Origin of the sequence: Pseudomonas sp. ACM7 (assembly GCF_004136015.1) — a bacterium.
Lineage (GTDB): Bacteria > Pseudomonadota > Gammaproteobacteria > Pseudomonadales > Pseudomonadaceae > Aquipseudomonas > Aquipseudomonas frigoris.
Genome location: NZ_CP024866.1, coordinates 3,965,358 through 3,992,226, shown reverse-complemented (window position 1 = coordinate 3,992,226; position 26,869 = coordinate 3,965,358). Strand labels below are relative to the sequence as shown.

At 59.1% G+C, this 26,869-nt stretch carries 28 protein-coding genes; 8 read left to right on the top strand and 20 right to left on the bottom strand.

Features of this window, described 5'->3' with window-relative positions; all coding sequences use genetic code 11:
- The 4 genes from CUN63_RS18885 to CUN63_RS18870 all read right to left on the bottom strand — a co-directional run.
- A partial coding sequence (locus CUN63_RS18885) for a transposase domain-containing protein (RefSeq protein WP_178082690.1) occupies nt 1–214 on the bottom strand: 214 nt, incomplete at its 3' end.
- 120 nt (nt 215–334) lie between these two features.
- Nucleotides 335–1,441: an NADH:flavin oxidoreductase/NADH oxidase gene (locus CUN63_RS18880; RefSeq protein ID WP_129441508.1), complete on the bottom strand. Its 1,107-nt coding sequence runs from the start codon at nt 1,439–1,441 to the stop codon at nt 335–337.
- 279 nt (nt 1,442–1,720) lie between these two features.
- Complete coding sequence (recJ, locus tag CUN63_RS18875; RefSeq protein WP_129441506.1) at nt 1,721–3,430, bottom strand: single-stranded-DNA-specific exonuclease RecJ; 1,710 nt, start codon at nt 3,428–3,430, stop codon at nt 1,721–1,723.
- Between the two features lie 66 nt (nt 3,431–3,496).
- Nucleotides 3,497–4,039, bottom strand: coding sequence for a YaeQ family protein (locus CUN63_RS18870; protein WP_007897614.1), 543 nt, complete (start codon nt 4,037–4,039; stop codon nt 3,497–3,499).
- Nucleotides 4,040–4,186: 147 nt separating this feature from the next.
- Between CUN63_RS18870 and CUN63_RS18865 the strand changes: the two genes are divergently transcribed.
- Both CUN63_RS18865 and CUN63_RS18860 read left to right on the top strand, forming a co-directional pair.
- The gene (locus CUN63_RS18865) at nt 4,187–5,386 is read left to right on the top strand and encodes a CaiB/BaiF CoA-transferase family protein (RefSeq protein WP_129441504.1); all 1,200 of its coding nucleotides are present in this window, start codon (nt 4,187–4,189) and stop codon (nt 5,384–5,386) included.
- A complete protein-coding gene (locus CUN63_RS18860) occupies nt 5,313–6,308 on the top strand; it encodes a TIGR02285 family protein (RefSeq protein WP_129441502.1) in 996 nt (331 codons plus the stop codon). Before CUN63_RS18865 ends, CUN63_RS18860 begins: the two co-directional genes overlap by 74 nt.
- A 170-nt stretch (nt 6,309–6,478) precedes the next feature.
- Here CUN63_RS18860 and CUN63_RS18855 read toward each other — a convergent pair whose 3' ends face one another.
- From CUN63_RS18855 to ffh, 11 genes are all read right to left on the bottom strand, one after another.
- Nucleotides 6,479–6,766, bottom strand: coding sequence for a DUF3509 domain-containing protein (locus CUN63_RS18855; protein WP_129441500.1), 288 nt, complete (start codon nt 6,764–6,766; stop codon nt 6,479–6,481).
- Nucleotides 6,767–7,052: 286 nt separating this feature from the next.
- Entirely contained in the window at nt 7,053–8,411 is a 1,359-nt protein-coding gene (locus CUN63_RS18850) for a transporter substrate-binding domain-containing protein (protein WP_129441498.1), read from the bottom strand.
- Between the two features lie 133 nt (nt 8,412–8,544).
- Entirely contained in the window at nt 8,545–9,954 is a 1,410-nt protein-coding gene (gene thrC / locus CUN63_RS18845) for a threonine synthase (protein ID WP_129441497.1), read from the bottom strand.
- Nucleotides 9,955–10,020: 66 nt separating this feature from the next.
- Nucleotides 10,021–11,325 (bottom strand): homoserine dehydrogenase, encoded by a 1,305-nt coding sequence (locus CUN63_RS18840; protein ID WP_129441495.1) that lies wholly within the window; start codon nt 11,323–11,325, stop codon nt 10,021–10,023.
- Nucleotides 11,326–11,459: 134 nt separating this feature from the next.
- Nucleotides 11,460–12,191 (bottom strand): bifunctional protein-disulfide isomerase/oxidoreductase DsbC, encoded by a 732-nt coding sequence (gene dsbC / locus CUN63_RS18835; protein ID WP_129441493.1) that lies wholly within the window; start codon nt 12,189–12,191, stop codon nt 11,460–11,462.
- A 281-nt stretch (nt 12,192–12,472) separates the two neighbouring features.
- Entirely contained in the window at nt 12,473–13,369 is an 897-nt protein-coding gene (gene xerD, locus CUN63_RS18830; protein ID WP_008151625.1) for a site-specific tyrosine recombinase XerD, read from the bottom strand.
- 197 nt (nt 13,370–13,566) lie between these two features.
- A complete protein-coding gene (rplS, locus tag CUN63_RS18825; protein ID WP_063322826.1) occupies nt 13,567–13,917 on the bottom strand; it encodes a 50S ribosomal protein L19 in 351 nt (116 codons plus the stop codon).
- Nucleotides 13,918–13,962: 45 nt separating this feature from the next.
- A complete protein-coding gene (gene trmD, locus CUN63_RS18820; protein WP_154503229.1) occupies nt 13,963–14,736 on the bottom strand; it encodes a tRNA (guanosine(37)-N1)-methyltransferase TrmD in 774 nt (257 codons plus the stop codon).
- Nucleotides 14,718–15,254, bottom strand: a complete 537-nt coding sequence (rimM, locus tag CUN63_RS18815; RefSeq protein ID WP_129441491.1) for a ribosome maturation factor RimM — start codon at nt 15,252–15,254, stop codon at nt 14,718–14,720. The genes trmD and rimM overlap by 19 nt, the downstream gene beginning before the upstream one ends.
- 5 nt (nt 15,255–15,259) lie before the next feature.
- Entirely contained in the window at nt 15,260–15,511 is a 252-nt protein-coding gene (rpsP, locus tag CUN63_RS18810; RefSeq protein ID WP_045059142.1) for a 30S ribosomal protein S16, read from the bottom strand.
- Between the two features lie 249 nt (nt 15,512–15,760).
- Nucleotides 15,761–17,137 carry a signal recognition particle protein gene (gene ffh, locus CUN63_RS18805; protein WP_129441490.1) on the bottom strand — a complete coding sequence of 459 codons (1,377 nt, stop codon included), beginning with the start codon at nt 17,135–17,137 and terminating at the stop codon, nt 15,761–15,763.
- 210 nt (nt 17,138–17,347) lie between these two features.
- On the opposite strand from ffh, the gene CUN63_RS18800 reads away from it, so the two are divergent.
- The 3 genes from CUN63_RS18800 to CUN63_RS18790 all read left to right on the top strand — a co-directional run bounded on the left by CUN63_RS18800 (nt 17,348) and on the right by CUN63_RS18790 (nt 20,975).
- Entirely contained in the window at nt 17,348–18,160 is an 813-nt protein-coding gene (locus tag CUN63_RS18800; protein ID WP_046053341.1) for an inner membrane protein YpjD, read from the top strand.
- Nucleotides 18,161–18,172: 12 nt separating this feature from the next.
- Nucleotides 18,173–19,417, top strand: a complete 1,245-nt coding sequence (locus CUN63_RS18795; RefSeq protein WP_129441488.1) for a transporter associated domain-containing protein — start codon at nt 18,173–18,175, stop codon at nt 19,415–19,417.
- A gap of 241 nt (nt 19,418–19,658) precedes the next feature.
- Nucleotides 19,659–20,975, top strand: coding sequence for an MFS transporter (locus CUN63_RS18790; protein WP_129441486.1), 1,317 nt, complete (start codon nt 19,659–19,661; stop codon nt 20,973–20,975).
- Nucleotides 20,976–21,090: 115 nt separating this feature from the next.
- Here CUN63_RS18790 and purT read toward each other — a convergent pair whose 3' ends face one another.
- The 5 genes from purT to CUN63_RS18765 all read right to left on the bottom strand — a co-directional run bounded on the left by purT (nt 21,091) and on the right by CUN63_RS18765 (nt 24,380).
- The gene (purT, locus tag CUN63_RS18785; RefSeq protein ID WP_129441484.1) at nt 21,091–22,272 is read right to left on the bottom strand and encodes a formate-dependent phosphoribosylglycinamide formyltransferase; all 1,182 of its coding nucleotides are present in this window, start codon (nt 22,270–22,272) and stop codon (nt 21,091–21,093) included.
- Nucleotides 22,273–22,372: 100 nt separating this feature from the next.
- Entirely contained in the window at nt 22,373–22,840 is a 468-nt protein-coding gene (locus CUN63_RS18780; protein WP_129441482.1) for a preQ0 transporter, read from the bottom strand.
- A 135-nt stretch (nt 22,841–22,975) separates the two neighbouring features.
- Nucleotides 22,976–23,191: a DUF1289 domain-containing protein gene (locus CUN63_RS18775; protein WP_129441480.1), complete on the bottom strand. Its 216-nt coding sequence runs from the start codon at nt 23,189–23,191 to the stop codon at nt 22,976–22,978.
- Complete coding sequence (locus CUN63_RS18770; RefSeq protein ID WP_129441478.1) at nt 23,188–23,712, bottom strand: gamma carbonic anhydrase family protein; 525 nt, start codon at nt 23,710–23,712, stop codon at nt 23,188–23,190. Before CUN63_RS18770 ends, CUN63_RS18775 begins: the two co-directional genes overlap by 4 nt.
- 68 nt (nt 23,713–23,780) lie before the next feature.
- Nucleotides 23,781–24,380 carry a CoA pyrophosphatase gene (locus CUN63_RS18765; RefSeq protein WP_129441476.1) on the bottom strand — a complete coding sequence of 200 codons (600 nt, stop codon included), beginning with the start codon at nt 24,378–24,380 and terminating at the stop codon, nt 23,781–23,783.
- A 304-nt stretch (nt 24,381–24,684) separates the two neighbouring features.
- Between CUN63_RS18765 and CUN63_RS18760 the strand changes: the two genes are divergently transcribed.
- The 3 genes from CUN63_RS18760 to CUN63_RS18750 all read left to right on the top strand — a co-directional run bounded on the left by CUN63_RS18760 (nt 24,685) and on the right by CUN63_RS18750 (nt 26,842).
- Complete coding sequence (locus CUN63_RS18760; protein WP_129441474.1) at nt 24,685–25,236, top strand: NUDIX hydrolase; 552 nt, start codon at nt 24,685–24,687, stop codon at nt 25,234–25,236.
- A 64-nt stretch (nt 25,237–25,300) separates the two neighbouring features.
- On the top strand, nt 25,301–25,804 hold the full coding sequence (locus tag CUN63_RS18755) for a murein L,D-transpeptidase family protein (RefSeq protein WP_129441472.1): 504 nt from the start codon (nt 25,301–25,303) through the stop codon (nt 25,802–25,804).
- Nucleotides 25,805–26,110: 306 nt separating this feature from the next.
- Nucleotides 26,111–26,842 (top strand): GntR family transcriptional regulator, encoded by a 732-nt coding sequence (locus CUN63_RS18750; protein ID WP_129441470.1) that lies wholly within the window; start codon nt 26,111–26,113, stop codon nt 26,840–26,842.
- Nucleotides 26,843–26,869 lie beyond the last annotated feature (27 nt).

Sequence of the window (26,869 nt, the reverse complement as noted above, 5' to 3'; positions counted from 1 at the left end):
CGACTATTGGCTCACCTCTGAAAAGTGCCATCCCGACTACCAGCCAAAGGACTACGTCCGAAGGCAAGCGCCGACGTCGGATCGTGGCTTTATCCGCCAGAGCGGCCGCCGCGGTAATCCAATCATGAGGAATATGATCGGTGAACACCTCAAGGCGAGAGAGCGGTTGCTCAGCAAAATCCAAAACCGCGCTTAAATCCTGAGCAACAGACATAAAAAATCCGGAATCCTTATCAGATTCCGGATTTTCCTGCTGCCTGAGGATTAGTCAACAATCCTTAAGTGAACAGCATTGCGATCTATTGATCGGGGCTTTTGGGTTTTACAGCGTCAATCAGTCGCGCAAATCCGACTCGTGAATCGGCTGTTCACGATGGGTGGCCCGCTGATACTGCGCCGGCCAGATGGCCTTGCGTCCCCCCAGGTCATCATCGGCATGCAGTGGCCAGTACGGATCGCGCAACAGTTCACGGGCGAGAAAGATGATGTCAGCCTGACAGGTGCGCAGAATGTGCTCGGCCTGTGCCGGCTCGGTGATCATTCCTACCGTGCCGGTGGCAATACCTGACTCTTTGCGCACACGTTCGGCGAAGCGGGTCTGATACCCGGGACCTGTAGGAATCTCGGCATTGGCCGCCGTACCGCCCGACGAGACGTCAATCAGGTCTACGCCCAACGCCTTGAGGCGTCGCGCCAGCTCGACCGTTTCATCGGGGTTCCAGCCGTCTTCCACCCAATCGGTGGCCGACACCCGCACGAACAGCGGTAGCTCTTCAGGCCACACCGCACGCACCGCTTCGGTGACTTGCAGCACCAGCCGGATGCGATTCTCGAACGAACCACCATATTGATCGCGCCGCTGATTGCTCAAGGGCGAAAGAAACTGATGCAACAGGTAACCGTGGGCGGCGTGTATTTCCACCACTTTGAAACCGGCGGTCAGCGCCCGTTTGGCCGAAGCGACAAAGGCCTGAATGACCTCAGCGATCTCGCCATCATCGAGCTGCTTGGGGTGGGTGTGCTGCGGGTCGAAAGCAATCGGCGAAGGGCCTACGGGGATCCAGCCACCGTCTTCGGGTTTGACGCTGCCATGTTTACCGATCCACGGCCGATGGGTGCTGGCCTTGCGCCCGGCGTGAGCCAACTGAATGCCGGCCACAGCGCCTTGAGCCGCAATGAAGCGAGTGATGCGTTGCAAAGGTTCGATCTGTTCATCGCTCCACAGGCCGAGGTCCTCGGCGGTGATGCGTCCGTCGGCGGTCACCGCCGTGGCTTCGGTAAACACCAGGCCGGCCCCGCCGACAGCGCGGCTGCCGAGGTGGACCAGGTGCCAGTCATTGGCCAGTCCATCGACGCTGGAGTACTGGCACATCGGCGACACCGCAATGCGGTTGAGCAGGGTCAATTGGCGAAGGGTATAGGGTTCAAGCAGCAGACTCATGGGGCACCTCTCGAATCAGTGGGCAGGCTCCAGGGTTCTGTTTGAAAAGTCGACGAGTGACAGGAAAAAGGTGCAGCACCCGCCCCCGCGGGAAAAAATTCGACAAGACGTCACAAGGATAATCAAGCAGTGCTTAGAGCCTAGTCGACAACGGGGGAAGGTGGAGGGTTCCGGGGAGATTTGGCGCCTGGGAGATCGCCATCTCGAGCAAGCTCGCTCCCACAGTGGATCTGCGTTGTTCACAAAACCAATGTGGGAGCGAGCTTGCTCGCGATGGGGTCAACGCGGTTCGATGTGGGCAATCATCAACTGCACCGTCTCGTTGCCACGGAACTCGTTGAGGTCGAGTTTGTAGGCCAATTCCACCCATTTGATGGTCGGATTCGGCCAGATGTCGCGGTCGATTCCGAAGGCAATGCCATCCAGCTTCACCGAACCACATTCACTCTTCAGCACCACTTTGAGGTGCCGCTCGCCGACCACTCGCTGCTCGACCAACTGGAACACGCCGTGGAACAGCGGCTCCGGGAAGTGCTGCCCCCAAGGTCCAGCATGGCGCAGGGCGCGGGCCAGTTCCAGGTGGAATTCCTCGACCGCCAGGGTGCCGTCCGACAGCAGGCGCCCGGTCAGGTCTTCTTCGCGCAATTGCCTACGCACTTCCGCGTCAAAGGCTTCGGCGAACAACGGAAAATTCGCTTCCGGCAGCGTCAGGCCGGCGGCCATGGCATGGCCGCCGTATTTGCTGATCAGATTCGGATGCTGCGCCGCCACCACGCTCAACGCGTCGCGAATATGAAACCCCTGAACCGAACGCCCCGAGCCCTTGAGCAAGCCATCGCCGGCATCGGCAAAGGCAATGGTCGGACGGAAATAGCGATCTTTCATACGCGATGCGAGGATTCCGATGACACCCTGGTGCCACTCGGGATCGAACAGGCACAAGCCGAACGGCATCGACTCGACCGGCAAATCCTTCAGTTGAGCCAGTGCTTCACGCTGCATGCCCTGCTCAATGGATTTACGGTCCTGGTTCATGCCGTCGAGTTGAGCGGCCATTTCACGCGCCAGACCAGCGTCTTCGGTGAGCAGGCATTCGATGCCCAGGCTCATGTCATCCAGACGCCCCGCCGCGTTCAGACGCGGGCCAACAATGAAACCCAGGTCAGTAGAGGTGATGCGCGTGTGGTCACGCTTGGCGACTTCGAGGATCGCCTTGATCCCCGGCCGCGCGCGCCCGGCGCGAATCCGCTCCAGGCCTTGGTGCACCAGTATCCGGTTGTTGGCATCCAGCGGTACCACGTCGGCGACGCTGCCCAGCGCCACCAAGTCCAGCAACTCGCCGATGTTCGGCTGCGGCTTGCTCTCGTACCAGCCGAGGCTGCGCAAACGCGCACGCAGGGCCATCAGCACATAGAAAATCACCCCGACGCCGGCCAGCGCCTTGCTCGGGAACTCGCAACCTGGCTGGTTCGGATTGACGATGGCATCGGCCAGCGGCAATTCGTCACCGGGCAAGTGGTGGTCGGTGACCAGCACCTGGAGCCCGGCCTTTTTCGCCGCCGCCACGCCTTCAACGCTGGAGATACCGTTGTCCACAGTGATCAGCAACTGTGGTGTACGGGTCAGCGCCACTTCGACGATTTCCGGCGTCAGGCCGTAGCCGTACTCGAATCGATTCGGCACCAAATAGTCGACGTGCGCCGCGCCCAGCAGGCGCAAACCCAACATGCCCACGGTACTGGCCGTCGCGCCATCGGCGTCGAAGTCACCGACAATCAGAATCCGCTGACGCTGCTCCAGCGCCGTCACCAGCAAATCCACCGCTGCATCGATGCCTTTGAGTTGCTGGAATGGAATCAACCGCGCCAGGCTCTTGTCCAGTTCAGCCTCGGACTGCACGCCCCGCGCCGCGTACAGACGGGTCAGCAGCGGCGGCAGATCACCGAGGAATGGCAGGGTGTCGGGCAACAGGCGAGGTTCGATGCGCATGGGGTGACAGGTGCTTCTCTTGAATACGTAGGATAAAAGCGGATAACGCGGACCAGCAGCGAATAATCAGCCGCGCTCGCCGCTCAGCCATTGCAACTGGACTTCATGCTGACCACGGTCGTCGGTGACAAAAATCGTCCCTTCGCTGATCATCACGTCCCACTTGATAACGCGGGGCATGTCCTTGGCCAGGGTTTCCAGCACTTCCTGTGGAACAGCAGCGATGTGCACGTTTTTCAGGTTCTTGATCGCCGGGATCACTTTGGTCTCCCAGACGCGCAGGCTGCCGTAAGCCAGCAGGCTGGTGCGCTCGGTGCGACGAGAGCACCAGGTCAGGCGATCGGCGTCTGGCTGGCCGACTTCAATCCAGTGCAGAACACGGTCGTCCAGGCTCTTTTCCCACAGGGCTGGTTCGTCCACGTCTGACAGACCGCGACCGAACGACAACTGCTCGTTGTACCAAAAGGCGTAGGCCAGCAGCCGCACGGTCATGCGCTCTTCGGTTTCCGAAGGGTGACGGGCGATGGTCTGCTTCACGCTCTCGTACACGCTGCGGTCGAGGTCGGTAAGGTTCAGTTCAAACTTGTAGGTCGTGGACGGCTGGGCCATGAACGGGCTTCTTGATACGGGGAAAGGCGGCAAGTCTAACCGATGCGGTAGGCAATCCACGAATTGAAGGCGATCAACCTTGGTCGTCTGACGTTCGGCTATGTTAAAACCCTGTATTCGCTCAACCTTTGTCCTACAGGATCCAGTATGCCGCTCACCGGAAAACCGCTCTCAGGTCTGAAAGTCATTGAATTGGGTACGCTGATCGCCGGGCCGTTTGCCTCGCGCATTTGCGGCGAGTTCGGTGCCGAGGTGATCAAAATCGAGTCCCCCGATGGCGGCGATCCGTTGCGCAAATGGCGAAAACTGTATGAAGGCACCTCGCTGTGGTGGTTCGTCCAGGCGCGCAACAAGAAATCCCTGACCCTGAACCTCAAACACCCCGACGGCCTGGCGATCCTGAAAAAACTGCTCAGCGAAGCGGACATCCTGATCGAGAACTTTCGCCCAGGCGTGTTGGAAAAACTCGGTCTGGGCTGGGAAGTCTTGCACGCTCTGAACCCGAAACTGGTGATGGTGCGCCTCTCGGGTTTCGGCCAGACCGGGCCGATGAAAGATCAACCAGGCTTTGGCGCCGTCGGTGAATCCATGGGCGGTCTGCGCTACATCACCGGGTTCGAAGACCGGCCACCGGTGCGCACCGGTATTTCCATCGGTGACTCGATTGCCGCGCTCTGGGGCGTGATCGGTGCGCTGATGGCGTTGCGTCATCGCGAGGTTAACGGTGGACTCGGCCAAGTGGTGGATGTGGCGCTGTATGAAGCGATTTTCGCCATGATGGAAAGCATGGTCCCGGAGTTCGACGTGTTCGGCTTCATCCGCGAGCGCACCGGCAACATCATGCCGGGCATTACGCCCTCCTCGATCCACACCAGTGCCGACGGCAAACATGTGCAGATCGGCGCCAATGGCGATGCGATCTTCAAACGCTTCATGCTGATCATGGGTCGCGAGGACCTGGCCAACGACCCTGCGTTGGCGAGCAACGACGGACGCGATAGCCGTCGCGACGAAATTTATGGGGTGATCGATCGCTGGGTCAACTCGCTGCCTCTGGACACCATCATCGAGCAGTTGAATCAGGCCGACGTACCGGCCAGCCGGATCTTCAGCGCTGAAGACATGTTCAGTGATCCACAGTACCTGGCCCGGGAAATGTTCCTGAAGGCCAAGCTGCCGGACGGCAAAGATTTCAAGATGCCGGGAATTGTGCCGAAACTCTCTGAGACCCCCGGCACTTCGGAATGGGTCGGGCCGCAGTTGGGCGAACACAATGCGCAGGTACTCAACGATCTTGGTTACGACAAGGAACAGATCGCAAAGCTGCGTGAAGACGGGGCCATCTAAGCTGAGGCGTCTGCTTGCGCGGCCCATCAACCACTGCCTGACGCGCGGCGGAAGAGCATTGTGCGCGTGCGCGTTTTTCCTGTTGCTCGCCGGCCAGGCTCAGCCAACGTTGGCGCAACCGAAGGAAACCCTGGTCTGGTTATTGCGCGACCTTCCTCCGCTGATGATTTTCGAAGGATCGAAAAAGGGCCAGGGCGTCATCGATCAACTGCTGCCGCTGCTGATCGCCCGCATGCCGCAATACGAACACACCCTGATGCGAGTCAATCGCGCTCGCGGCTTGCAAATGCTCCACGAGCCATCCCTCACGTGCGATGCGGCGCTGAATTGGAGCAAGGAGCGCGATGACTGGATCGCATTTTCCATCCCGGTCTTTCGGGCCATGAGTAACGGCCTGGCCGTGCGCCGCGTTGATCGGGAGATGCTGACGCCCTTTATCAATGATGGCGAAGTGGACCTGGCGGCCCTGCTGGCCAGTGGCCGCGAGAAACTGGGCATTATTGCCGAGCGCAACTACGGCGAATATCTCGACGCGCTGCTCAAACAAGCACCAGCCAACTCACTGACCCTCCACTACGGTAACGATGCTTTGGGCAGCCTGTTGCAAATGCAACGCCTGGGGCGCTTGCGGATGCTGTTGGGGTACCGCTCGGAGATCCGCTACCAGGCCCAGCAGCAAGGGATCGCGGAAGATGAATTGCAGTTCTACCCGATTCGCGGCACGGGCAAATACCTGTCCGGTTACATCGGCTGTACTGACACTCCCCAGGGCCGGCAGGCGATCATCGAGATCAACCAACTGCTGCGCACCCTGCCCCACGATCACTTGAGCGAAGCATACGCCGCCTGGCTGGACCCCGAGAGTCGCAGCGACTACCTGGAAGCCAGCCGGGCATTTTTCCTGCAGCAGGCCGAGCAATGACAAATCGCAGGCAAAAAGAAACCCCGAGAAGTGGGGAGACGACTCGGGGTTAAACGTGGCCTACATAAAGACCAGTGGCAGCAAGCTACAAGCACCGGAGCACAATGCTTGATCCTGCTGTTACAAGGTCTGACTGACCTAAGCGCAGGAAGGTTCCCACAAAAAACAATTCAATTTCGGTTGGCCAGGATCTTGTCCTGAGCAGCATTACGCAACGCCGCGATGACGCAGGGCTCCAGCCTGCCTTCGGCGATCAGCACGTCGCGATGCAAACCGTCGACGACATCCGTCAGCAGACGTTTGCTGGTCAACTGGGCCTGATTGAACGCCCGCTCGACCACGATCGCGCCGGTCGCATTTTTCAGTGTCACCAGGCATTCGCCATGGTTTCCCGACGGGGTCAACGTTACCTGATACGGGCTCAGAGCTTCACCGAGCAATAGACTGATACTTTCCATCTCGATCACCACTCATTAGTCCGAAAACAAAGTGCCTGGGGCGTGCCTACAAGAAATGACCACTGGCTCGAGAAGAAAGTTCTGGATACCGACTGCTGGTGAACCTGCGCCGCGGGTCAATAGAGCATGCACGGCCAAGATGACAGAGAAAAAACAGCCGCCTCACGCCTAAAGCCAATCAGTTAAGGAACGACACAATCCGTAGCAGCTGGCGAAGCCTGCGTTCGGCAGCTGCTACAAGGAAGTGCGTCGCAGCTGAAATTGCTTAACTGATCGGCATTAGGCGTCACGCCTGCTGCTTACGCTTGCCAATATCGGTCCATCCTCCCAGCAGGCCCCGCAATTGTCCGTCGGCACCGTAAAAAGGCACCGTCCACTGATAGACATGCCTGACGCCGTTGTTGAACATCAATTGACGCTCACTGAAGCGCGTCTTGCGCGTACCGAGCTGGGCCATGAACTCTGCATGCAGCAGTTCGGCGGTCTCTTTGGGCAAGACGTCCAGTTCAATCAGCTTTCGTCCCTGAACCTGGTCGAAACGGGTCGACAAGCCCTCCTCATAACTCTTGTTGCACATGATCAAACGTCCTTCCAGATCACGAACAAACATCGGATCGGGCATGGCGTCCATCAACGCATGCTGGAAGGCAAGCTGATCACTCAGGCTTTTCTCGGCATCCAGGCGCTGCTGGATCAATACCGTGAGTCGTCGGTTCCAGAGCAGGGACAACAGGCCGAACAGACTGACGATAAACATTCCCCAGCAGCCCCACTCGGTGAGTCGGTGCCAGACGCCGGGCACCTTGACCGGGGCAATCCCATTGAGCCATTTCAGGCGAATGGCGCGCAATTCGGCAGGATCAAGCGCCTCAAGCGCCTTGTTGAGGATGCTCGACAGCTGAGGCTGACCTTTGCGTACGGCCAAGTGGTCCGCTTCCCATTTGCCCTCCACCGTATACCCGACCTTGAGCTGCCCGGACGGATAGAGTTGTGCTCCGGTTTCGTTTTCGATGGTGGCATAGGCCTCACCGCTCTCGACCAGCGCCCGGGCCTCCGCGTAGGTTTTAACCGAGCGCAGCTCGATGTCCGGATGGTCGCGGCGAATCGTGGCCTCCAGCGCATGCCGGGTCGGTAACACCAGAACCCTTCCCGACAGCTGCTCCAGGGATTGCACCTCTGGCGCCCCGGCCCGCCCGACGAACACCCAGCCAGCGCCACCGAACGCATGACTGAAATCCAGAAACGTCTTGCGTTCGTCATTCATCGCCAGCGTCGTGCTCATGTCCGCTGCGCCACTTTCCAGTCGCCCGAGCAACTGATCGGTGGAAAACGATTCTTCGTGAACAAACTGCAATCCCGTCATCGCGCTGATGCGGTTGAGCAGATCATTGTTCAAGCCGTTCCATTGGCCGTGCTCATCCTTGAACAGGTACAGCGGATATTGCACCGATGCGACGATGACTTTCGAATGCTCGGCAATCCATTTCAACTCCTGAGCATCCAGCTCGATCATTGGGCCAGCAATCGATCCTTTGGAATCGGTCGCCGCCAATTGCGACGCGCTCCCCCATTGAGCAAAGCCCAGGGTGCCGACTAAAAAAAACATCCAGCACGCGGCTGGTTTTAACCCTCTGAAAAACAGCATTGCCACTTCCTTGGTGATCGTCTCGCCCGCCCTTCATGGGCGGCTCTTCATTTACGAAACCCGACAAGTGTGGCATGCAGAAATGAGAAAGCCCGTCAGGAGACGGGCTTCAAAATGTGACAGTTTTAATCGGTTACAGAGGCTTGCCGCGGTTGCCATGCTGACTGACAAAGGCCTGCACGGCTTTCAGGTCATTTGGCAGCACGGTGCAGCGCTCATCTCGCTCAAACAAATCAGAAAGATGTGCAGGTAGTTCGAGCGCTTTTCCTACGCCGGCTTTTTCCACTGCGTCCGGGAATTTGACCGGATGCGCCGTACCGAGGATCACCATCGGGATATCCAGGCTGCGACGGCACTCGCGCGCAGCCTTCACGCCGATAGCGGTGTGCGGATCCAGCAGTTCGCCGGTTTGCTCAAAAACTTCAGCAATGGTTTCGCAGGTTTGAGCGTCATCCACGGCCAGCGAATCGAACAGCTTGCGGGCTTCGGTCCAACGTTCCTGTTCGACGCTGAAACCGCCACCTTGCTTGAAGGTGTCCATCAACCCGGCAATCGCTGCGCCGTTGCGACCGTGCAGGTCGAACAGCAGGCGTTCGAAGTTCGACGACACCATGATGTCCATCGACGGCGATAACGTGGCGTGCAGGGTGTCCTTGACGTACTGATTGCCGCTCATGAAGCGGTGCAGGATGTCGTTGCGGTTGGTGGCGACGATCAGTTGGTTGATCGGCAGGCCCATGTTGCGCGCCAGATAACCGGCGAAAATGTCACCGAAGTTGCCGGTCGGTACCGAGAACGATACCGAACGTGCCGGGCCGCCCAGCTGCAGGGCTGCATGGAAGTAGTAAACGATCTGGGCCATGATTCGCGCCCAGTTGATCGAATTCACCGCCACCAGACGCGTGCCTTTGAGGAAGCTCTGGTCGGCGAAGCTCGCCTTGACCATTTCCTGGCAGTCATCGAAGTTGCCTTCGATGGCGATGTTATGGATGTTCTCGCCGAAAATGGTAGTCATCTGCCGACGCTGCACTTCGGACACGCGGTTGTGCGGGTGCAGGATGAAGATGTCGACGTTTTCGCAGTGCTTGCAGCCTTCGATAGCGGCCGAACCGGTGTCGCCGGACGTAGCGCCGACAATCACCACGCGCTCACCGCGTTTTTCCAACACGTAGTCGAGCAGACGACCAAGCAGCTGCAAGGCGAAGTCTTTGAACGCGAGGGTTGGGCCGTGGAACAGCTCCAGCACCCATTCGTTGCCATTCAGCTGACGCAACGGTGCCACGGCGTTGTGCGAGAACACACCGTAGGTTTCTTCAAGAATCTTTTTGAAATCGGCATCGGGGATGCTACCGGTGACGAACGGGCGCATCACCCGGAAGGCCAGTTCGTGATACGGCAGGCCGGCCCAGGAAGCGATTTCTTCCTGGGTGAAACGTGGCAGGTTTTCCGGGACGTACAGGCCACCGTCCGTGGCCAGACCGGCCAGCAGGACGTCTTCGAAATTCAGGGCCGGTGCCTGGCCGCGGGTACTGATATAACGCATGACTGGCTCCAATAGACAGTGTTCGCAAACCCGGGCTCGCAGGCGAGCCCGGTGAACGATAACGGCTTAGTTCAGGTGCTCGACGCGGATCCGTACGACCGGACCGACTACGCCCGCCAAGGCTTCCAGGGCGGCGATCGCGTCGTTCATGTGCTGTTCCAGCACGCGGTGAGTCAGCAGGATCATCGGCACCAGGCCGTCGTGTTCTTCGACTTCCTTCTGCATGATCGATTCGATGTTGATGCCGCGCTCCGACAGGATGCTCGCCACCTGCGCCAACACGCCCGGATGGTCCTTGGCCTGGATGCGCAGGTAATAGGAGCTTTCGCAGGCCTCGATCGGCAGGATCGGGTGGGCCGACAACGAATCCGGCTGGAACGCCAGGTGCGGTACGCGGTTTTCCGGGTCGGAAGTCATGGCGCGAACCACGTCCACCAGGTCGGCGATCACCGACGAAGCGGTCGGCTCCATGCCAGCGCCAGCGCCGTAGTACAGGGTCGAACCGGCGGCATCACCGTTGACCATCACCGCGTTCATCACGCCGTTGACGTTGGCGATCAGGCGATCGGCCGGAATCAGCGTCGGGTGCACGCGCAGTTCGATGCCGGCCGCGGTGCTGCGCGCCACGCCCAGGTGCTTGATGCGGTAGCCCAGCGCTTCGGCGTAGTTCACGTCAGCGGTGGTCAGCTTGGTGATGCCTTCGGTGTAGGCCTTGTCGAATTGCAGCGGGATGCCGAAGGCGATGGAGGCCAGGATCGTCAGCTTGTGGGCCGCATCGATGCCTTCAACGTCGAAGGTCGGATCGGCCTCGGCGTAACCCAGGGCTTGCGCCTCGGCGAGTACGTCTTCGAAAGTCCGGCCCTTCTCACGCATTTCGGTGAGGATGAAGTTGCCGGTGCCGTTGATGATGCCGGCGACCCAGTTGATGCGGTTGGCCGACAGGCCTTCACGGATCGCCTTGATCACCGGAATGCCACCGGCCACGGCGGCTTCGAACGCCACAATCACGCCCTTCTCCCGGGCCTTGGCGAAAATTTCATTACCGTGAACGGCGATCAACGCCTTGTTCGCGGTCACAACATGTTTTCCGTTCTCGATCGCTTTGAGTACCAGCTCGCGGGCAACGGTGTAGCCGCCCATCAGCTCTATGACGATGTCAATCTCAGGGTTCGTGGCCACTTCGAAGACATCGTTGGTAATCGCAATACCGGTCGTCTGGAACTGAGGCTTTGGCGTGCGCATGGCAATTTGTGCCACTTCGATTCCACGCCCGGCACGACGAGCAATTTCCTCGGCGTTACGCTGAAGTACGTTGAAGGTACCGCCACCGACGGTCCCTAACCCACAGATGCCTACTTTGACCGGTTTCACTGTGAACTCCCCATAAAACGGCCGACTCAAGGCCGGCCGTGAAAACAACCGCATACTCGCGGTTCTCTATTAATGGCCCGGCGAATGCTGCCGCCGAACCATGATCGTCAATGGCTGACCGTGACGATGCGAATTTACTTCGCGCCCAGTGCCAGTTTGGCGACTTGTGGCGCAGGCTGGTAGCCCGGAATGACTTGGCCGTCGGCCAAAACGATGGCCGGTGTACCGTTCACGCCGATCGACTGACCGAGGGCGAACTGCTTGGAAACCGGGTTATCGCACTTGGCGGCCTTGATTTCCTTGCCGTCGACCATCTTGTCCATGGCGGCTTTCTTGTCTTTCGAGCACCAGACCGCTTGCAGCTGTTCGTCACCCGGCGAGCCCAAACCCTGGCGCGGGAACGCGACGTAACGCACTTCGATGCCGCGCTTGTTCAGCTCAGGCACTTCGGCGTGCAGCTTGTGGCAATACGGGCAGGTGGTATCGGTGAACACGGTGATGTGCGATTTGGTTTCGCCGATCGCTGGGTAGACCACGGTTTCAGCCACTGGAATCTCGTTGACCAGTTTGGAAACGCCCAGGCGTTCGGTCTTCTCGGTCAGGTTGACCGGCTTGCCGTCCTTGAGTTGGAACATGTAACCCTGAACGACATACTGGCCGTCGGCGCTGGCGTAGAGTACGCGGCTGCCCTTGAGTTTGACTTCGTACAGACCTGGCAGCGGGCTGGCAGTGATGGTTTCTACCGGTACGTCGAGCTGGAGGTTTTCCAGGCTTTTACGAATGGCTTTGTCGGCCGCGTCATCGGCGACGGCAAAGGTGCTGACCAACGCAATGGCTGCGGCGGCGAAAATCTGGGTCAGACGCATGAGAACTCCTGAAGGCGGACAAATGGGACGATCAGAACGCCCGTACCGAAACACCGGGTCATAAACGCCCATCGTGCAAACCGGCAAAGCCTACCACATAAGGCCCCTGTGGCCGAATGCGGGTGATGCAGGACATCGCGGGTACCGTCAGCTTTCTGTGGGAGCGAGCTTGCTCCGGGCGGCGTTCCGACGATAGCGGTGTGTCAGGCAACATTAATATTGGATGTAAGGGCCTCATCGCGAGCAAGCTCGCTCCCACAGAAAAGCAGATCACAAATCGGTCAGCCGCGCGGGTGGTGTTTGGCGTGCAGGTCTTGCAAGCGGGCGCGGGCGACGTGGGTGTAGATCTGCGTGGTCGACAGATCGCTGTGACCGAGCAGCATTTGCACCACCCGCAGGTCGGCGCCGTGGTTGAGCAGGTGAGTGGCGAAGGCATGGCGCAAGGTGTGCGGCGACAGCGACTTGCCGATCCCGGCAACCTTGGCCTGGTGCTTGATGCGATGCCAGAAGGTCTGCCGAGTCATCTGCTCGCCGCGCTGGCTGGGGAACATGACATCGCTGGGACGCCCGCCAAGCAGCTCTTGGCGGCCATCGCGCAGGTAACGCTCGACCCAGACAATCGCCTCCTCGCCCATCGGCACCAGCCGCTCCTTGCTGCCCTTGCCCATCACTCGCAGCACGCCTTGGCGCAGATTGACCTGCTCCAGTGTCAGGCTGATCAGCTCTGTCACACGCAAGCCACAGGCATAAAGCACTTCGAGCATGGCGCGGTCGCGCTGGCCGATGGCTTCGCTCAGGTCGGGGGCTTTTAACAAGGCCTCCACATCCGCTTCCGACAAGGATTTAGGCAGTGGTCGACCCAGCTGCGGCATATCGACACGCAAGGTCGGATCGACTGCAATCAACTTTTCCCGCAGCAAATAGCGATAAAAGCCACGCACGCCGGAGAGGAATCGCGCCGTCGAGCGGGGTTTGTAGTTTTGCTCCAGACGCCAGGCCAAGTGATCGAGGATCAATTCGCGGCCGGCATTGATCAACTCCAACCCTTTTTCCTGCAGCCAGCCGTTGAACAGGGCCAGGTCGCTGCGATAGGCATCGCGGGTGTTATCGGAAAGACCTTTCTCCAGCCACAGAGCGTCGAGGAATTGGTCTATCAGGGGGTGATCGATGGCGGGCATAAAGGCTCAGGTCACTGGAAAACTGACGGCAAGTCTTTCATAGCCTGCTGAGGCTTTATAGAGCCTGATGTAAACGCGGTGCTTGTTAGATCGATTCGCGGGCAAGTCGGATCGCCGCACCGCACGCTCCCACAGGTAAATTGCAGGCAACAAAAAAGCAGCCCGTAGGCTGCTTTTTTCTGCATCGGAAGCTGGACTTAAGCCAGTTTTTCCTTGATGCGAGCTGCTTTACCGGACAGGTCACGCAGGTAGTACAGCTTGGCTTTACGTACGTCACCGCGACGTTTAACGGCCATGCTGTCGATTTGCGGGCTGTAGGTCTGGAAAGTACGCTCTACGCCAACACCGTTGGAGATTTTGCGAACGGTGAATGCACTGTTTACGCCGCGGTTACGCTTGGCGATAACAACACCTTCGAACGCTTGCAGACGCGAACGGTCGCCTTCCTTCACTTTCACCTGAACGACAACAGTGTCGCCCGGGGCAAAGGTAGGGATCTCTTTGGTCATCTGCTCTGCTTCGAGTGCAAGAATGATTTTGTTAGTCATGCTGTGCTCCTAAGGTAAATCGTCGGATCTACCATCGATACGTTGTTAACTATCGTCCCGCTCGCGGATGTATTCCTCGAGCAGCTTCTTCTCTTCTCCAGAAAGCGAGCGGCTTTCCAGAAGATCGGCGCGTCGTTCAAAGGTCCTACCAAGGGACTGCTGTAAACGCCAACGCCGGATATGCGCGTGATTGCCACTTAGCAACACGTCGGGAACACGCTGATCCGCATACACCTCCGGTCGGGTGTAGTGCGGGCAATCCAGCAAACCATCCGTAAAGGAATCTTCCTCGGCGGAGTCCGCATGCCCTAAAGCTCCAGGCAGCAGTCGTGTAACCGCATCGATCAGGACCATCGCCGGCAGCTCGCCGCCAGACAGTACATAGTCGCCAATCGACCACTCTTCATCGACATGAGCCTCTATAAAACGCTCGTCAATGCCTTCATAGCGGCCGGCAATCAGGATCAATGCATCCAGATTCGCCAACTCGCGTACCGCCGACTGAGTCAGTTGACGGCCTTGGGGGGACAGGTAAATTACCTTCGCCGCCTCCCCGGCTGCTGCCTTGGCCTGAACCAACGCATCTTCCAGGGGCTTGATCTTCATCACCATGCCCGGACCACCGCCAAATGGGCGATCGTCCACAGTGTGATGTCGATCCGTCGTGTAGTCTCGCGGATTCCAACAGGTGAGCTGCAAGAGCCCCTGTTTCACCGCACGACTGGTGATGCCGTACTCGCTGATGGCGGAGAACATCTCGGGAAACAAACTGATCACTTCTACGCGCAAGTTAGCCACGCTTAGAAGTCCGCATCCCATTCCACCTTCATCTCGCTTGCGGCAAGGTCGACGGCCAACACGCATTGCTCCGTATAGGGCAACAGGCGTTCGCGATCATCCAGGCTGCCAGCGCAAGGCTTGACCACCATTACATCATTGGCGCCGGTTTCCAGAAGATGATCGATTTTCCCGAGCAATTGCCCGAGTTGATCAATGACCTTCAGACCTTCCAGCTGGTACCAGTAGTACTCGCCGTCGGTCAATTCAGGGAACAGGTTGCGCGGCACGCAGATCTCATAACCGGCCAGAAGACGCGCTTCTTCACGATCATCAAGACCCTTGAGCTTTGCGACCAGGAACTTGTCGTTCCCACGTCCGCTGACCAGCTCGACCTGTTTCACATTACCTTCGCGCTTGAGCGTCCAGGTTTTGTACTGCAACAGGTTTTCTGTCGGATCAGTAAAGGAATACACCTTCACTTCGCCGCGAACGCCATGAACCGAATAAATTTTGCCGATAACGATCAAATCATCAGCAACAGCTGGCGTCGCGTTCATATTGCTCAGGCCGCAGCCTTAGCCGAGTCCTTCAACAACTGAGCAACACGCTCAGAAGGTTGTGCACCAACGCTCAGCCAGTAGGCTACGCGCTCTTGGTTCACGGACAGACGGACTTCTTGACCACGAGCAACAGGGTTGAAGAAACCAACCTGTTCCTTGTGCGAACCGTCGCGCGGGTTGCGGCTGTCGGTTACGGTCAAGTGGTAAAACGGGCGCTTTTTGGAGCCGCCAAGGGCAAGACGGATTGTTAGCATGTGAACATCGTTCCTGTAGTCGGTGCTGCAAATCTAAAGGCACAGCGGGCATAGGTGCCCGAAAGGCCGCATATTCTAAGGAATATCCGGACTTTTGCAAATGACTTTTTCCGGCGGCCTTTCAGTCGCCATCAAGATTTGCTATAGAGCCGTCGTTGAAAACGGCCAGTCAGCTCCCGCCAAGTGCGGGTTTGCTGGAGATCCCACTTCCGTGTGGGAGGTGCAAGGGCAAGCCCCTGCGTAAATTATTTACATTCTCGGCATGCCGCCGCCGGGCAACATACCGCCCATGCCGCGCATCATTTTGGCCATTCCGCCTTTTGCGGAGAACTTCTTCATCATCTTCTGCATCTGCTTGTGCTGCTTGATCAAGCGACCGATGTCCTGCACCTGAGTGCCGGAACCCATGGCGATCCGGCGTTTGCGCGAACCGCTGATCATCTCAGGGTCGCGGCGCTCGGCCGGGGTCATGGAATTGATGATGGCTTCCATCTGCTTGAATTGTTTCTCTGCCGCGCCTTGGGCGTTGCCCATCTGCGCCAGGTTCATGCCGCCGATGTTTGGCAGTTTGTCCATGAGGCCGCCGAGGCCGCCCATGTTTTTCATCTGTTGCAGCTGATCGCGGAAGTCTTCGAGGTCGAAGCCCTTGCCCTTCTTCAGCTTCTTGGCCAGTTTGTCGGCCTTGTCCTTGTCGAGGGTCTGCTCGGCCTGCTCGATCAGACTGAGCACGTCGCCCATGCCGAGGATGCGCGAAGCAATACGCTCAGGATGGAACGGCTCGAGCGCGTCGCTCTTCTCGCCCATACCGATGAACTTGATCGGCTTGCCGGTGATGGCGCGAACCGACAGCGCGGCACCGCCACGGGCGTCGCCGTCGACCTTGGTCAGGATCACACCGGTCAGCGGCAGAGCATCGCCGAAGGCCTTGGCCGTGTTGGCGGCGTCCTGGCCGGTCATGGCGTCGACCACGAACAAGGTTTCGACCGGGTTGATCGCGGCATGCAGCGCCTTGATCTCGCCCATCATCTCTTCATCGATGTGCAGGCGACCGGCGGTATCGACGATGACCACGTCGATGAACTTCAGTTTTGCTTCTTTAATAGCCGCTTGCGCGATGTCGACCGGTTTCTGGCTCAGGTCGGACGGGAAGAAGGTTACGCCGACTTCACCCGCGAGCATTTCCAGCTGCTTGATCGCCGCCGGACGGTAAACGTCCGCAGACACGACCATGACCGACTTCTTCTTGCGCTCTTTAAGGAAGCGCGCGAGTTTGCCGGCTGTGGTGGTTTTACCCGCACCCTGCAAACCGGCCATCAGCACGACGGCCGGAGGAACGGCGCTCAGGTTCAAGTCTTCGTTGGCCGCGCCCATCAGGCTTTCGAGTTCGGCCTGGACGATCTTCACGAAGGCCTGGCCCGGCGTCAGGCTGCGCGACACCTCGGTGCCGACGGCGCGTTCCTTGACCGAATTGACGAAGTCTTTCACCACCGGCAAGGCGACGTCAGCTTCGAGCAACGCCATGCGCACTTCACGCAGGGTGTCTTTGATGTTGTCTTCGGTCAGCTTGGCCTTGCCGGTGACATGGCGCAGCGTCTGCGAGAGACGGTCGGTTAAGTTTTCAAACATTGCGCGATCCTTTCAGGCCCTGTGTAGACCGGGATAATGGCGGCCCAGACCGGAATAAACATGTGCTCGGCGAGCCTGCGGCGTGGGCAGGTCGCGGATTATAGCGAAGACTGCGTCTGGCGGACACCTCGTCGTCAGGTTGCATGGTCTTTCGTGCTGCGGGGGTTCTATGCCAAACTCAGCGCCTTTCGGGCTTGCCTAACAGGATTTATGCTCCCCTTGTCACCCAGTTTGCTAACTACCCTCGCCGCCGCCTGCTTATATGCCGCTGCGACCCTCTATCAGGGCACTCGTCTGGCCACCGGTGCCAAGGCGAACAAACGCCTGCTGGTCACGCTCGGCGTGCTCGCCGTGCTGGCTCATAGCGCCAGCCTGTTCACCCACCTGCTGACACCGATTGGCCTGGGCCTGGATTTTTTCAGCGCCGCCAGCCTGATTGCTGCCGCGGTGATTGCCCTGACGCTGTTGGCCTGCTCGCGGATCCCGGTGGAGAACCTGCTTATATTGCTGTTCCCGCTCGGCGCCGCCACCGTGCTGCTCGCACAGTTCGCCCCCGCCGGCACAGTGCAGATCATCGACGAAGAACCGGGCATCCTCGCCCACATCCTGCTGTCGATCCTCGCCTACGGCATGTTCACCATCGCGGTATTCCAGGCGTTGCTGCTGCTGGTTCAAGACCATCAGCTCAAGCACAAGCATCCGTCCGGCCTGATCAAGAACTTCCCGCCGCTGCAAACCATGGAAAGCCTGCTGTTCGGTTTCCTCTGGGCCGGCTGGACCCTGCTGTCGCTGTCGCTGATCTCCGGCTGGCTGTTCGTCGACAACCTGTTCGCCCAGCACCTGGTGCACAAAACCTTGCTGGCATGCCTCGCCTGGATCGTTTTCAGCGTGCTGCTCTGGGGCCGTAACCGCCTCGGCTGGCGCGGACACAAAGCCATTCGCTGGACCCTCGCCGGTTTCTGCCTGCTGATGCTGGCGTATTTCGGCAGTAAGCTGGTTCGTGAATACATCCTGCATATCTGACGGGCGGCATTAATGGACGACTTGCCCATAGGGCCGATGCTCGCGGTAGTGGCCCTGCTGATTTTATGGTCGGGGCTGTTTACCGCCATCGAAGCTGCGCAACAGCACTTGCTCGCCCAGCGGACAGCTTCGCGTTCGAGCGACAAGCCGGTGGCAAAGCTGAGCTTTTCGCTCAATAGCCTGATCCTCTGCAACACCCTGTGCCGCGCACTGGTCGTGGTCATCAGCACCTTGCTGGCGATTTTCACCTGGGCGGAAAACGGTCCATGGGTGGCCTGCCTGGGGGCTGGCGCCGTGCTTCTGGTGTTCGCCGACTACCTGCCGCGCACCCTCGCCGTCCGTTATCCGGACGCCGTCCTGGCCTTGGGCAACACCTTGCTTGGTGCGCCACTGAAAATCATCTATCCCGCCGCCTGGTTGCTCAATGGCATAAGCCAGTTGCTGATGCGACCGTTCGCCCGCAAAGTCAAAGTGGTGCAGCAGAGCGAAGACGAAGCCCCGAACGATCGGCTCGATGATCACGAACACGCCGTCTGCCGCCCACACCCGCTGTCAGGCATCCATGCGCTGGACAACATCACGGTCAACGACATTCTGGTGCCACGCAGTGACGTCGATGGGGTCAATCTGGACGACTCCCTCGAGGAAATCATCGAGCAGCTTCGCGCCAATAAACGCACGCGCTTGCCGGTTTTCCACAGCGACATCAACCACGTCGAGGCGGTGCTCAATACCCGGCAGATCCGCCATCTGCTGTCCGACGCCAGTCTGACCCGAGAAGCACTGCTGGCAGCCTGTCACGACCCCTACTTCGTGCCGGAAAGCACCCCGTTGCAACTGCAGCTGTTGAATTTCCACAAACAACAGCGACGCCTGGGCATGGTGGTCGACGAGTACGGCGAAGTGCTCGGTGTCGTGACTCTGGAAGACATTCTCGAAGAAATCGTCGGCGAGTTCGAAAGCCAGCACAGCCTGGATAACCCGCACATCCATCCACAGGCCGATGGCCGCCTGGTGATCGAAGGTGCAGCGTCGATTCGCGAATTGAACAAGAGCCTGGGCTGGCACTTGCCGAGCGACGGTCCGAAAACCCTCAACGGGTTGGTGACCGAGGCGCTGGAGACGATTCCGGAAAGTGCGGTATGCCTGAAGATCGGGCGTTATCGGCTGGAGATTCTGGAGACGGAAGACAATCGGGTCAGCCGGGTACTGATCTGGCATACGAGTTCGGCCCCAGCGGTTGTACCTGCACGATAGATCGCTAAAAGATCGCAGCCTTCGGTGTAGCTCATCTGGAATGCGCTCCCCTGTAGGAGCTGCCGAAGGCTGCGATCTTTTTGCCCTTGTTGAATCGTTAGCCGCCTTCCTATAATCAAGCCGCTTACCCAAGCCCCGCCATACCCAAGTGCTACCCGCACTCTGCGTTAAGCCCACATCCCTGGGTGTTCGACCATAATAATTCGCTCCACTGGGGCACATGACTGTCAGGGATAACTGCATGACGACCAGCACGACTTATAACGACACCGCGCCTGCGCAACCGACGAACTCCGCCACCCGCGTGGCCACCGCGAGTTTCATCGGCACCGCCATCGAGTTCTACGACTTCTACGTCTATGCCACTGCCGCTGCGCTGGTGATCGGTCCGGTATTTTTTCCGCAGACCTCCGGCACGGCCCAGATGCTGTCGGCGTTCCTCACCTTCGGCATCGCCTTCCTTGCTCGACCGCTAGGATCGGCGCTTTTCGGCCACTTCGGTGACCGCATCGGGCGCAAATCGACGCTGGTTGCCTCGCTGCTGCTGATGGGCGTATGCACCACGCTGATCGGCGTGCTCCCGGGTTACGACAGCATCGGGGCCTGGGCGCCGATTCTGCTCTGCGTGCTGCGCTTCGGCCAAGGCCTGGGACTGGGCGGTGAATGGGGCGGCGCTGCGTTGCTGGCGACGGAGAATGCGCCGAAGGGCAAACGCGCCTGGTTCGGCATGTTCCCGCAGCTTGGCCCCTCGATCGGCTTCCTCGCGGCCAACGGCCTGTTTCTTACGCTGGCCATGACCCTGAACGACGAGCAGTTCCGCTCGTGGGGCTGGCGGATTCCGTTCCTGCTCAGTGCCGCGCTGGTGATGGTCGGTCTGTACGTGCGCCTCAAGCTTCACGAAACGCCGGTATTTGCCAATGCAATGGCACGCCAGGAGCGGGTGAAGATCCCGCTGGTCGAGCTGTTCAGCCAATACTGGGCGCCGATGTTGCTGGGTGCCGGGGCGATGGTGGTGTGCTACGCGCTGTTCTATATCTCGACAGTGTTTTCGCTGAGTTATGGCGTGTCGACGCTCGGCTACACCCGCGAGACCTTCCTCGCGCTGCTGTGCTTCGCCGTGCTGTTCATGGCCGCCGCTACGCCGCTGTCGGCCTGGGCCAGTGATCGATACGGGCGCAAACCGGTGCTGATCATCGGCGGTGTGCTGGCGATTCTGTCCGGCTTCCTGATGGAACCGCTGCTGACCCAAGGTTCGACCTGGGGCGTGGCGCTGTTCCTGTGCATCGAGCTGTTTCTGATGGGCGTGACGTTTGCGCCGATGGGCGCGCTGCTGCCGGAGCTGTTTCCAACCCACGTGCGCTATACCGGTGCATCGGCGGCCTACAACCTGGGCGGCATTGTCGGGGCCTCGGCGGCACCGTTCTTCGCACAGAAGCTGGTGGCGATGGGCGGTTTGAGTTATGTCGGCGGGTATGTGTCGGGGGCGGCTGTGCTGAGCTTGATTGCTGTGCTGTGCCTGAAGGAAACGCGCAATAACGATCTGAATCGGGTTGCCTGACAGATCGCCATCGCGAGCAAGCTCGCTCCCACAGGGTTCTTGGTTGGCCACAGATTGTGTGTACACCCCAATTCCCATGTGGGAGCGAGCTTGCTCGCGATAGCCGCGACTCGGTTTACAACTCTACAACAACAGCCTGAGAAGCACGGGTCGCTTTAGCACGAGCCGCGTCAATTGACTCATCACGCGCCAACGCCACACCCATCCGACGCTGACCATTCACCTCAGGCTTGCCGAACAGACGCAACGCTGTATCCGGCTCGCTCAACGCAGCACCAAGATTGGCGAAAGCCGTCTGAGTCGACTGCCCTTCCACCAGAATCACCGCCGAAGCCGATGGGCCGAACTGACGGATCAATGGAATCGGCAGGCCCAGAATCGCCCGTGCGTGCAGCGCAAACTGCGACAGGTCCTGGGAAATCAACGTCACCAGACCGGTGTCATGTGGACGCGGCGAGACTTCGCTGAACCAGACTTGATCGCCTTTGATGAACAGCTCAACACCAAACAGACCACGGCCACCCAAGGCTTCAGTGACGGCTTTGGCAACGCGCTCGGATTCGGCCAAGGCAATCGGACTCATCGCTTGTGGCTGCCAGGATTCCTGATAGTCGCCCTTCTCCTGACGGTGGCCGACTGGCGCGCAGAACGTAGTGCCGCCAACGTGACGCACGGTCAACAGGGTGATTTCGTAGTCGAAGTCGATAAAGCCTTCGACGATCACGCGGCCTTTACCGGCGCGGCCGCCTTCTTGAGCGTAATCCCAGGCTTTCTGCACGTCATCGACGCTACGCAGCAGGCTCTGGCCTTTGCCCGACGAGCTCATCACCGGTTTAACCACACATGGGAAGCCCAGGTCCTGGACTGCCTTGCTGTAATCCTCGAAGGTGTCGGCGAAGTGGTACGGCGAGGTGGGCAGGTCCAGCTCTTCAGCGGCCAGGCGACGGATGCCTTCGCGGTTCATGGTCAGCTGCGCGGCGCGAGCGGTCGGGATCACGGTGAAGCCTTCGGCTTCCAGCTCCACGAGGGTCGCGGTGGCAATGGCTTCGATTTCCGGCACGATGAAATGCGGTTTTTCGGCTTCGATCACCGCACGCAGAGCGGCGCCGTCGAGCATGTTGATCACATGGCTGCGATGGGCGATCTGCATGGCAGGCGCATTGGCGTAGCGATCCACGGCAATCACTTCAACGCCCAGGCGTTGCAGCTCGATCACCACTTCCTTGCCCAACTCGCCACAGCCACACAGCAATACGCGGGTCGCGGTTGGCGACAATGGAGTTCCGATACGGGTCATCTCAGGTCCTCAAGAAGCGGATCATCGAGGGTAGCTGCGCCTGGCGCGCTTCCCATGGGGGAGAAAGCGCGGCATTTTACATGAACCGAGGGGTTTGGCTTTAGCCGGGAATCGCGTTCTTGCGCAGACGCCAGGCCATTGCGATCCAGACAATGGTCACGCCCACGAACTTCGAGCCCATGGCAGTGAGGATCACGCCTGGAGTGAACGCATCGATCATGCCGAAGAAGATGAAGGTATCGAGCGGAATGCTCAGGGCCGAACTTATCCACAGGCGGTCGTGCAAGGGACGCTTGGTGATGCTGAACACCAGCCAATCGATGCATTCGGATACCGCGAACGCCGTGGCGCTGGCCAGCGCGATGGAGGGATCGGACGTCACGTAAGACAACACCAGCGCCGCCAGCATCGCCGCGATCGCACCATGGCCGAAACGGGTTTGCACCATATCGCGCAAAACGAACACCAAACCACCCCAGGCCGACCAGATGATGTCCAGGTGCGGGGCAGTGGAAAAGGCGTAGTTGATCAGCACGACGCTGCTGATGTAAGCGATCAGGAAGAACATGAGGCGGCGGGATACCTGTCAATTTGGCGCACAGAGTACCGTAGGAGCTGACGAGTGCAACGAGGCTGCGATCTTTTGACGTTGTTTTATAAAGGCAAGATCAAAAGATCGCAGCCTCGTTGCACTCGTCAGCTCCTACAGGTCAGGCGTTTTGTTAATCATCCAAAGTAACCCGCTCGACTTCGCCCGCTCATGACACAACCCCAACACCTTACGGCGCTCTTCGTTTTCCATCCGGCTCCAGCGCGTGATCTCTTCCACTGTGCGCTGACACCCGGTGCAAATATCGTCCTCGTCCAGCGCGCAGATATTCACACAAGGCGATCGAACCGGGCGCTCGGGCGTGCTCATTCTTCCTGCTCAACCAGATCGCGGGCATACCGTTGCGAGTTATGCACATAGTGAGCAGCGCTGGCCTCCAGCATTTTTTTCTGCGGCTCGGTCAGCTCGCGCACCACTTTGCCGGGGGAACCCATGACCAGCGAACCGTCTGGAATCTCCTTGCCCTCACCGATCAGCGAGTTGGCGCCGATGATGCAGTTCTTGCCGATTTTCGCGCCGTTGAGGATCACCGCGTTAATCCCGATCAAGCTGTAATCGCCCACCGTGCAGCCATGAAGCATGGCGTTATGGCCGATGGTCACGCCGGTGCCGATGGTCAGCGGGTAACCCATGTCGGTGTGCATCACCGTACCATCCTGGACGTTGCTGTTCTTGCCGATCAGGATCAGTTCGTTGTCGCCACGCAGCACAGCGTTGAACCAGACGTTAGCGCCCTCTTCCAGTTTGACCTTACCCACCAGCACGGCATTGGGTGCGACCCAGCTCTGCGGATGGGTTTCGACGCGGGCGTCGCCCAGGAGATATTTCATCTTATTGTCCTCAAGGCCAGGCAGGCTCACTTGCAAAAAGCGGGGTTCACGCCATACGGGCGATGGCTTCAGGTGTTGATAAACGTTTGGGGTGGTTGATGCAGACTGATTTTGGCGTCATAGAGCAGGTTGATCAACTCGACGATCATAATCGCCGTCAGGCCCCAGATTTTGTACTCGCCATAACGATAGCTCGGCACGTACCAACTGCGACCCTGGTAATCGATTCGATGGGTGTGTTCGCGCGGATCCTTGCGGAAGAACTCCAGCGGTACGCTGAAGACTGCGGCGATCTCGGCATCGTTGGCCCGGTACTCGACAAAGTCCGGAATCACACCGACATAGGGTGTGACCTTGATGCCGTGCAGGGAGATCAACGGGCTCAGCGGGCCGATCACTTCGACCAGCCCCGGCGGCAGGCCGATTTCTTCTTCGGCTTCGCGCAGGGCGGTGAAAATCAGATCAGGGTCTTCGGGGTCGCGCCGCCCGCCGGGAAAGGCGACTTCGCCGCCATGGGTCGAGAGCCCGCTGGCGCGCAGGGTCAGAACCAGTTCCGGTTCGTCACTGCGAGTGATGGGCACCAGCACTGCGGCCTCGGGGAAACGTTTATCGGTTTCCAATGTGCATGGGGTGTGGTTGCTTACTCGATGCAGTAGCTCGTCCAGCATGAGTCTTCTCGATCTGTTGGCCGTAGGGTCTGTTGACGTTTGCTGACAACCGCGTTGCGCGCCAACGCGCGCGATGCTGCGTTGCGGGATTTGCCAAGGGAACAGCCATTAGCTGCATCCCGCGCCTTGCCTCGCACGCGTTGGCACTGCAACGCAGTTCGCCAGCAAACGTCAACAGACCCTATGCATCATGCACCAATCGAACCGACCACCCAACCCCATAACCACTGCATGTCGCTAAACGACAACTTGCCGACAGACACCGCCGCACGCCAAGATAGGCGCAGCATTCAGGAACCCAAGCATGAAATTTTGCAGTCAGTGCGGCAACCCGGTGACCCAGCGCATTCCAGAGGGCGATTCGCGCCTGCGTTTTGTCTGTGACAGCTGTCAGGCGATTCACTACCAGAACCCCAATATCGTCGCCGGTTGCGTGGCGACCTGGGGCTCCAAGGTCTTGCTGTGCCGCCGCGCCATCGAGCCTCGGCTCGGTTATTGGACCCTGCCCGCCGGTTTCATGGAAAACGGTGAAACCATCGAGCAGGCGGCCATTCGCGAGACCGCCGAAGAAGCCTGCGCGCGGGTGCGCAACCTGAGCATCTATACGTTGATCGACGTGCCGCACATCAGCCAGGTGCATGTGTTCTTCCGCGCCGAGCTGGTGGACCTGGACTTTTCCGCTGGTCCCGAGAGCCTGGAAGTAGCGCTTTTCGAAGAAGCCGACATCCCTTGGTCCGAGCTGGCTTTCCGCACGGTGGGCCGTACCTTAGAATGCTTCTTCGCTGACCGGCGGACCGAGGTCTACCCCGTGCGGTCCGAGTCGATCCCGCCGCTTGCTCAGCCTGCCATTACATAAAGCTCCTTGATCTAAAATCACCTATAACTAAATAGTCGCGACACCTCTTAGGGATATCGTTTCAATGCGCTGGTTGCTTGCCGTGTTTTGCTTGTCGTTCGTTGCTATCTCCCAGGCTTCCGTCGCTGAAACCCTGGACGGCAAAGTCATCGAAAAAGTTCTGGTGCTCAAGTCCGCCCACCAAATGCAATTGATCAATGACGGCAAGCCGATCAAGACCTATCGCATCTCATTGGGAAAAAGACCCATCGGCCCGAAACTCATGGAAGGCGACAAACGCACGCCTGAAGGTTTTTACTGGCTGGACTGGCGCAAGGTCAGTGACCGTTTCAATCTGGCGATGCACATCTCCTACCCGAACATCAGTGACTCCGCGCGCTCCCGGCGTGAAGGCGTCGAACCCGGTGGCATGATCATGATCCACGGCACCCCGGATACTGAAGAAAACCCAGAAGACCTGTTCCATACGCTGGACTGGACCGACGGCTGCATTGCCATGCGCAACATGGACATGCGCGAGGTCTGGGGTTTGGTGCCGGACGGCACGATGATCGAAATCCGTCCGTAATCCCCCCGCAAATTGGCTACCGTTGGTCGCTCCTCGAAAAATAAATTCAAAAGATCGCAGCCTGCGGCAGCTCCTACCGGGTAGATACCACTCCCGTCAGTAGGAGCTGCCGCAGGCTGCGATCTTTGCTTTCAAAACTCCCACCTCTAATACCACTTCAAACCAGAAATTCTATTACCCATCAATCCGGGCAGGCTTCCCGCGCCAACAGCAATGTGGTCTCATTGACATGGTATTTAAGTGGTATTAGTTTTCACCCCACCACCGGGCGACAACTCTCCAATATCCGCATCGGACCAAACCTACATGAATGACCTCCAGGCCCTACGCCCTGACGACACCCAGCCCACGCCGTTGTACCTGCAACTGGCGCGCAATCTGGAAGCGGCGATCCATGCCGGCCAGTGGAAAGCCGAACAGGCCATGCCGTCGGAGCGCAACCTCAGCGAAATGCTGGGCATCTCCCGCGTCACCGCCCGCAAGGCGCTGGAAGTTCTGTTCGAGCAAGGTCTGATCCGCCGCAACCAGGGTTCCGGCACCTTTATCACCCCGCGCCTGGAACAACCGCTGTCGCGCCTCTCGGGTTTCAGCGAAATGCTGCGGCTGAAGGGCTTCGTCCCCGGCTCGCAATGGCTGGAGCGTGAAATCACTCCGCCGACCCACGAAGAACTGATCCGCCTGGGCCTCTCGCCGAACGACAAGGTCGTGCGGCTCAAACGTCTGCGTAAAGCCGACGACACGGTGATGGCGATCGAGATGAGCACTCTCCCCGCCTCGATCATTCCCAAGCCACAAGCGGTGGGCGACTCCCTCTACGAATACCTCGACGGCATCGGCAAGCCGATCGTCCGCGCCCTGCAACACATTCAGGCGATCAACGCCTCGGATGAATTCGCCGCCCTGGTGGGCATCGCCCCCGGCACCGCCATGCTGCTGATGACCCGGGTCGGCTATCTGGAAGACAACACGCCGATCGAAGTCACCGACACCTATTGCCGCAACGACTACTACGACTTTGTTGCAGAGCTGCGCCGCTGATCAGCCACGCCGCTAAACGAGAGAACC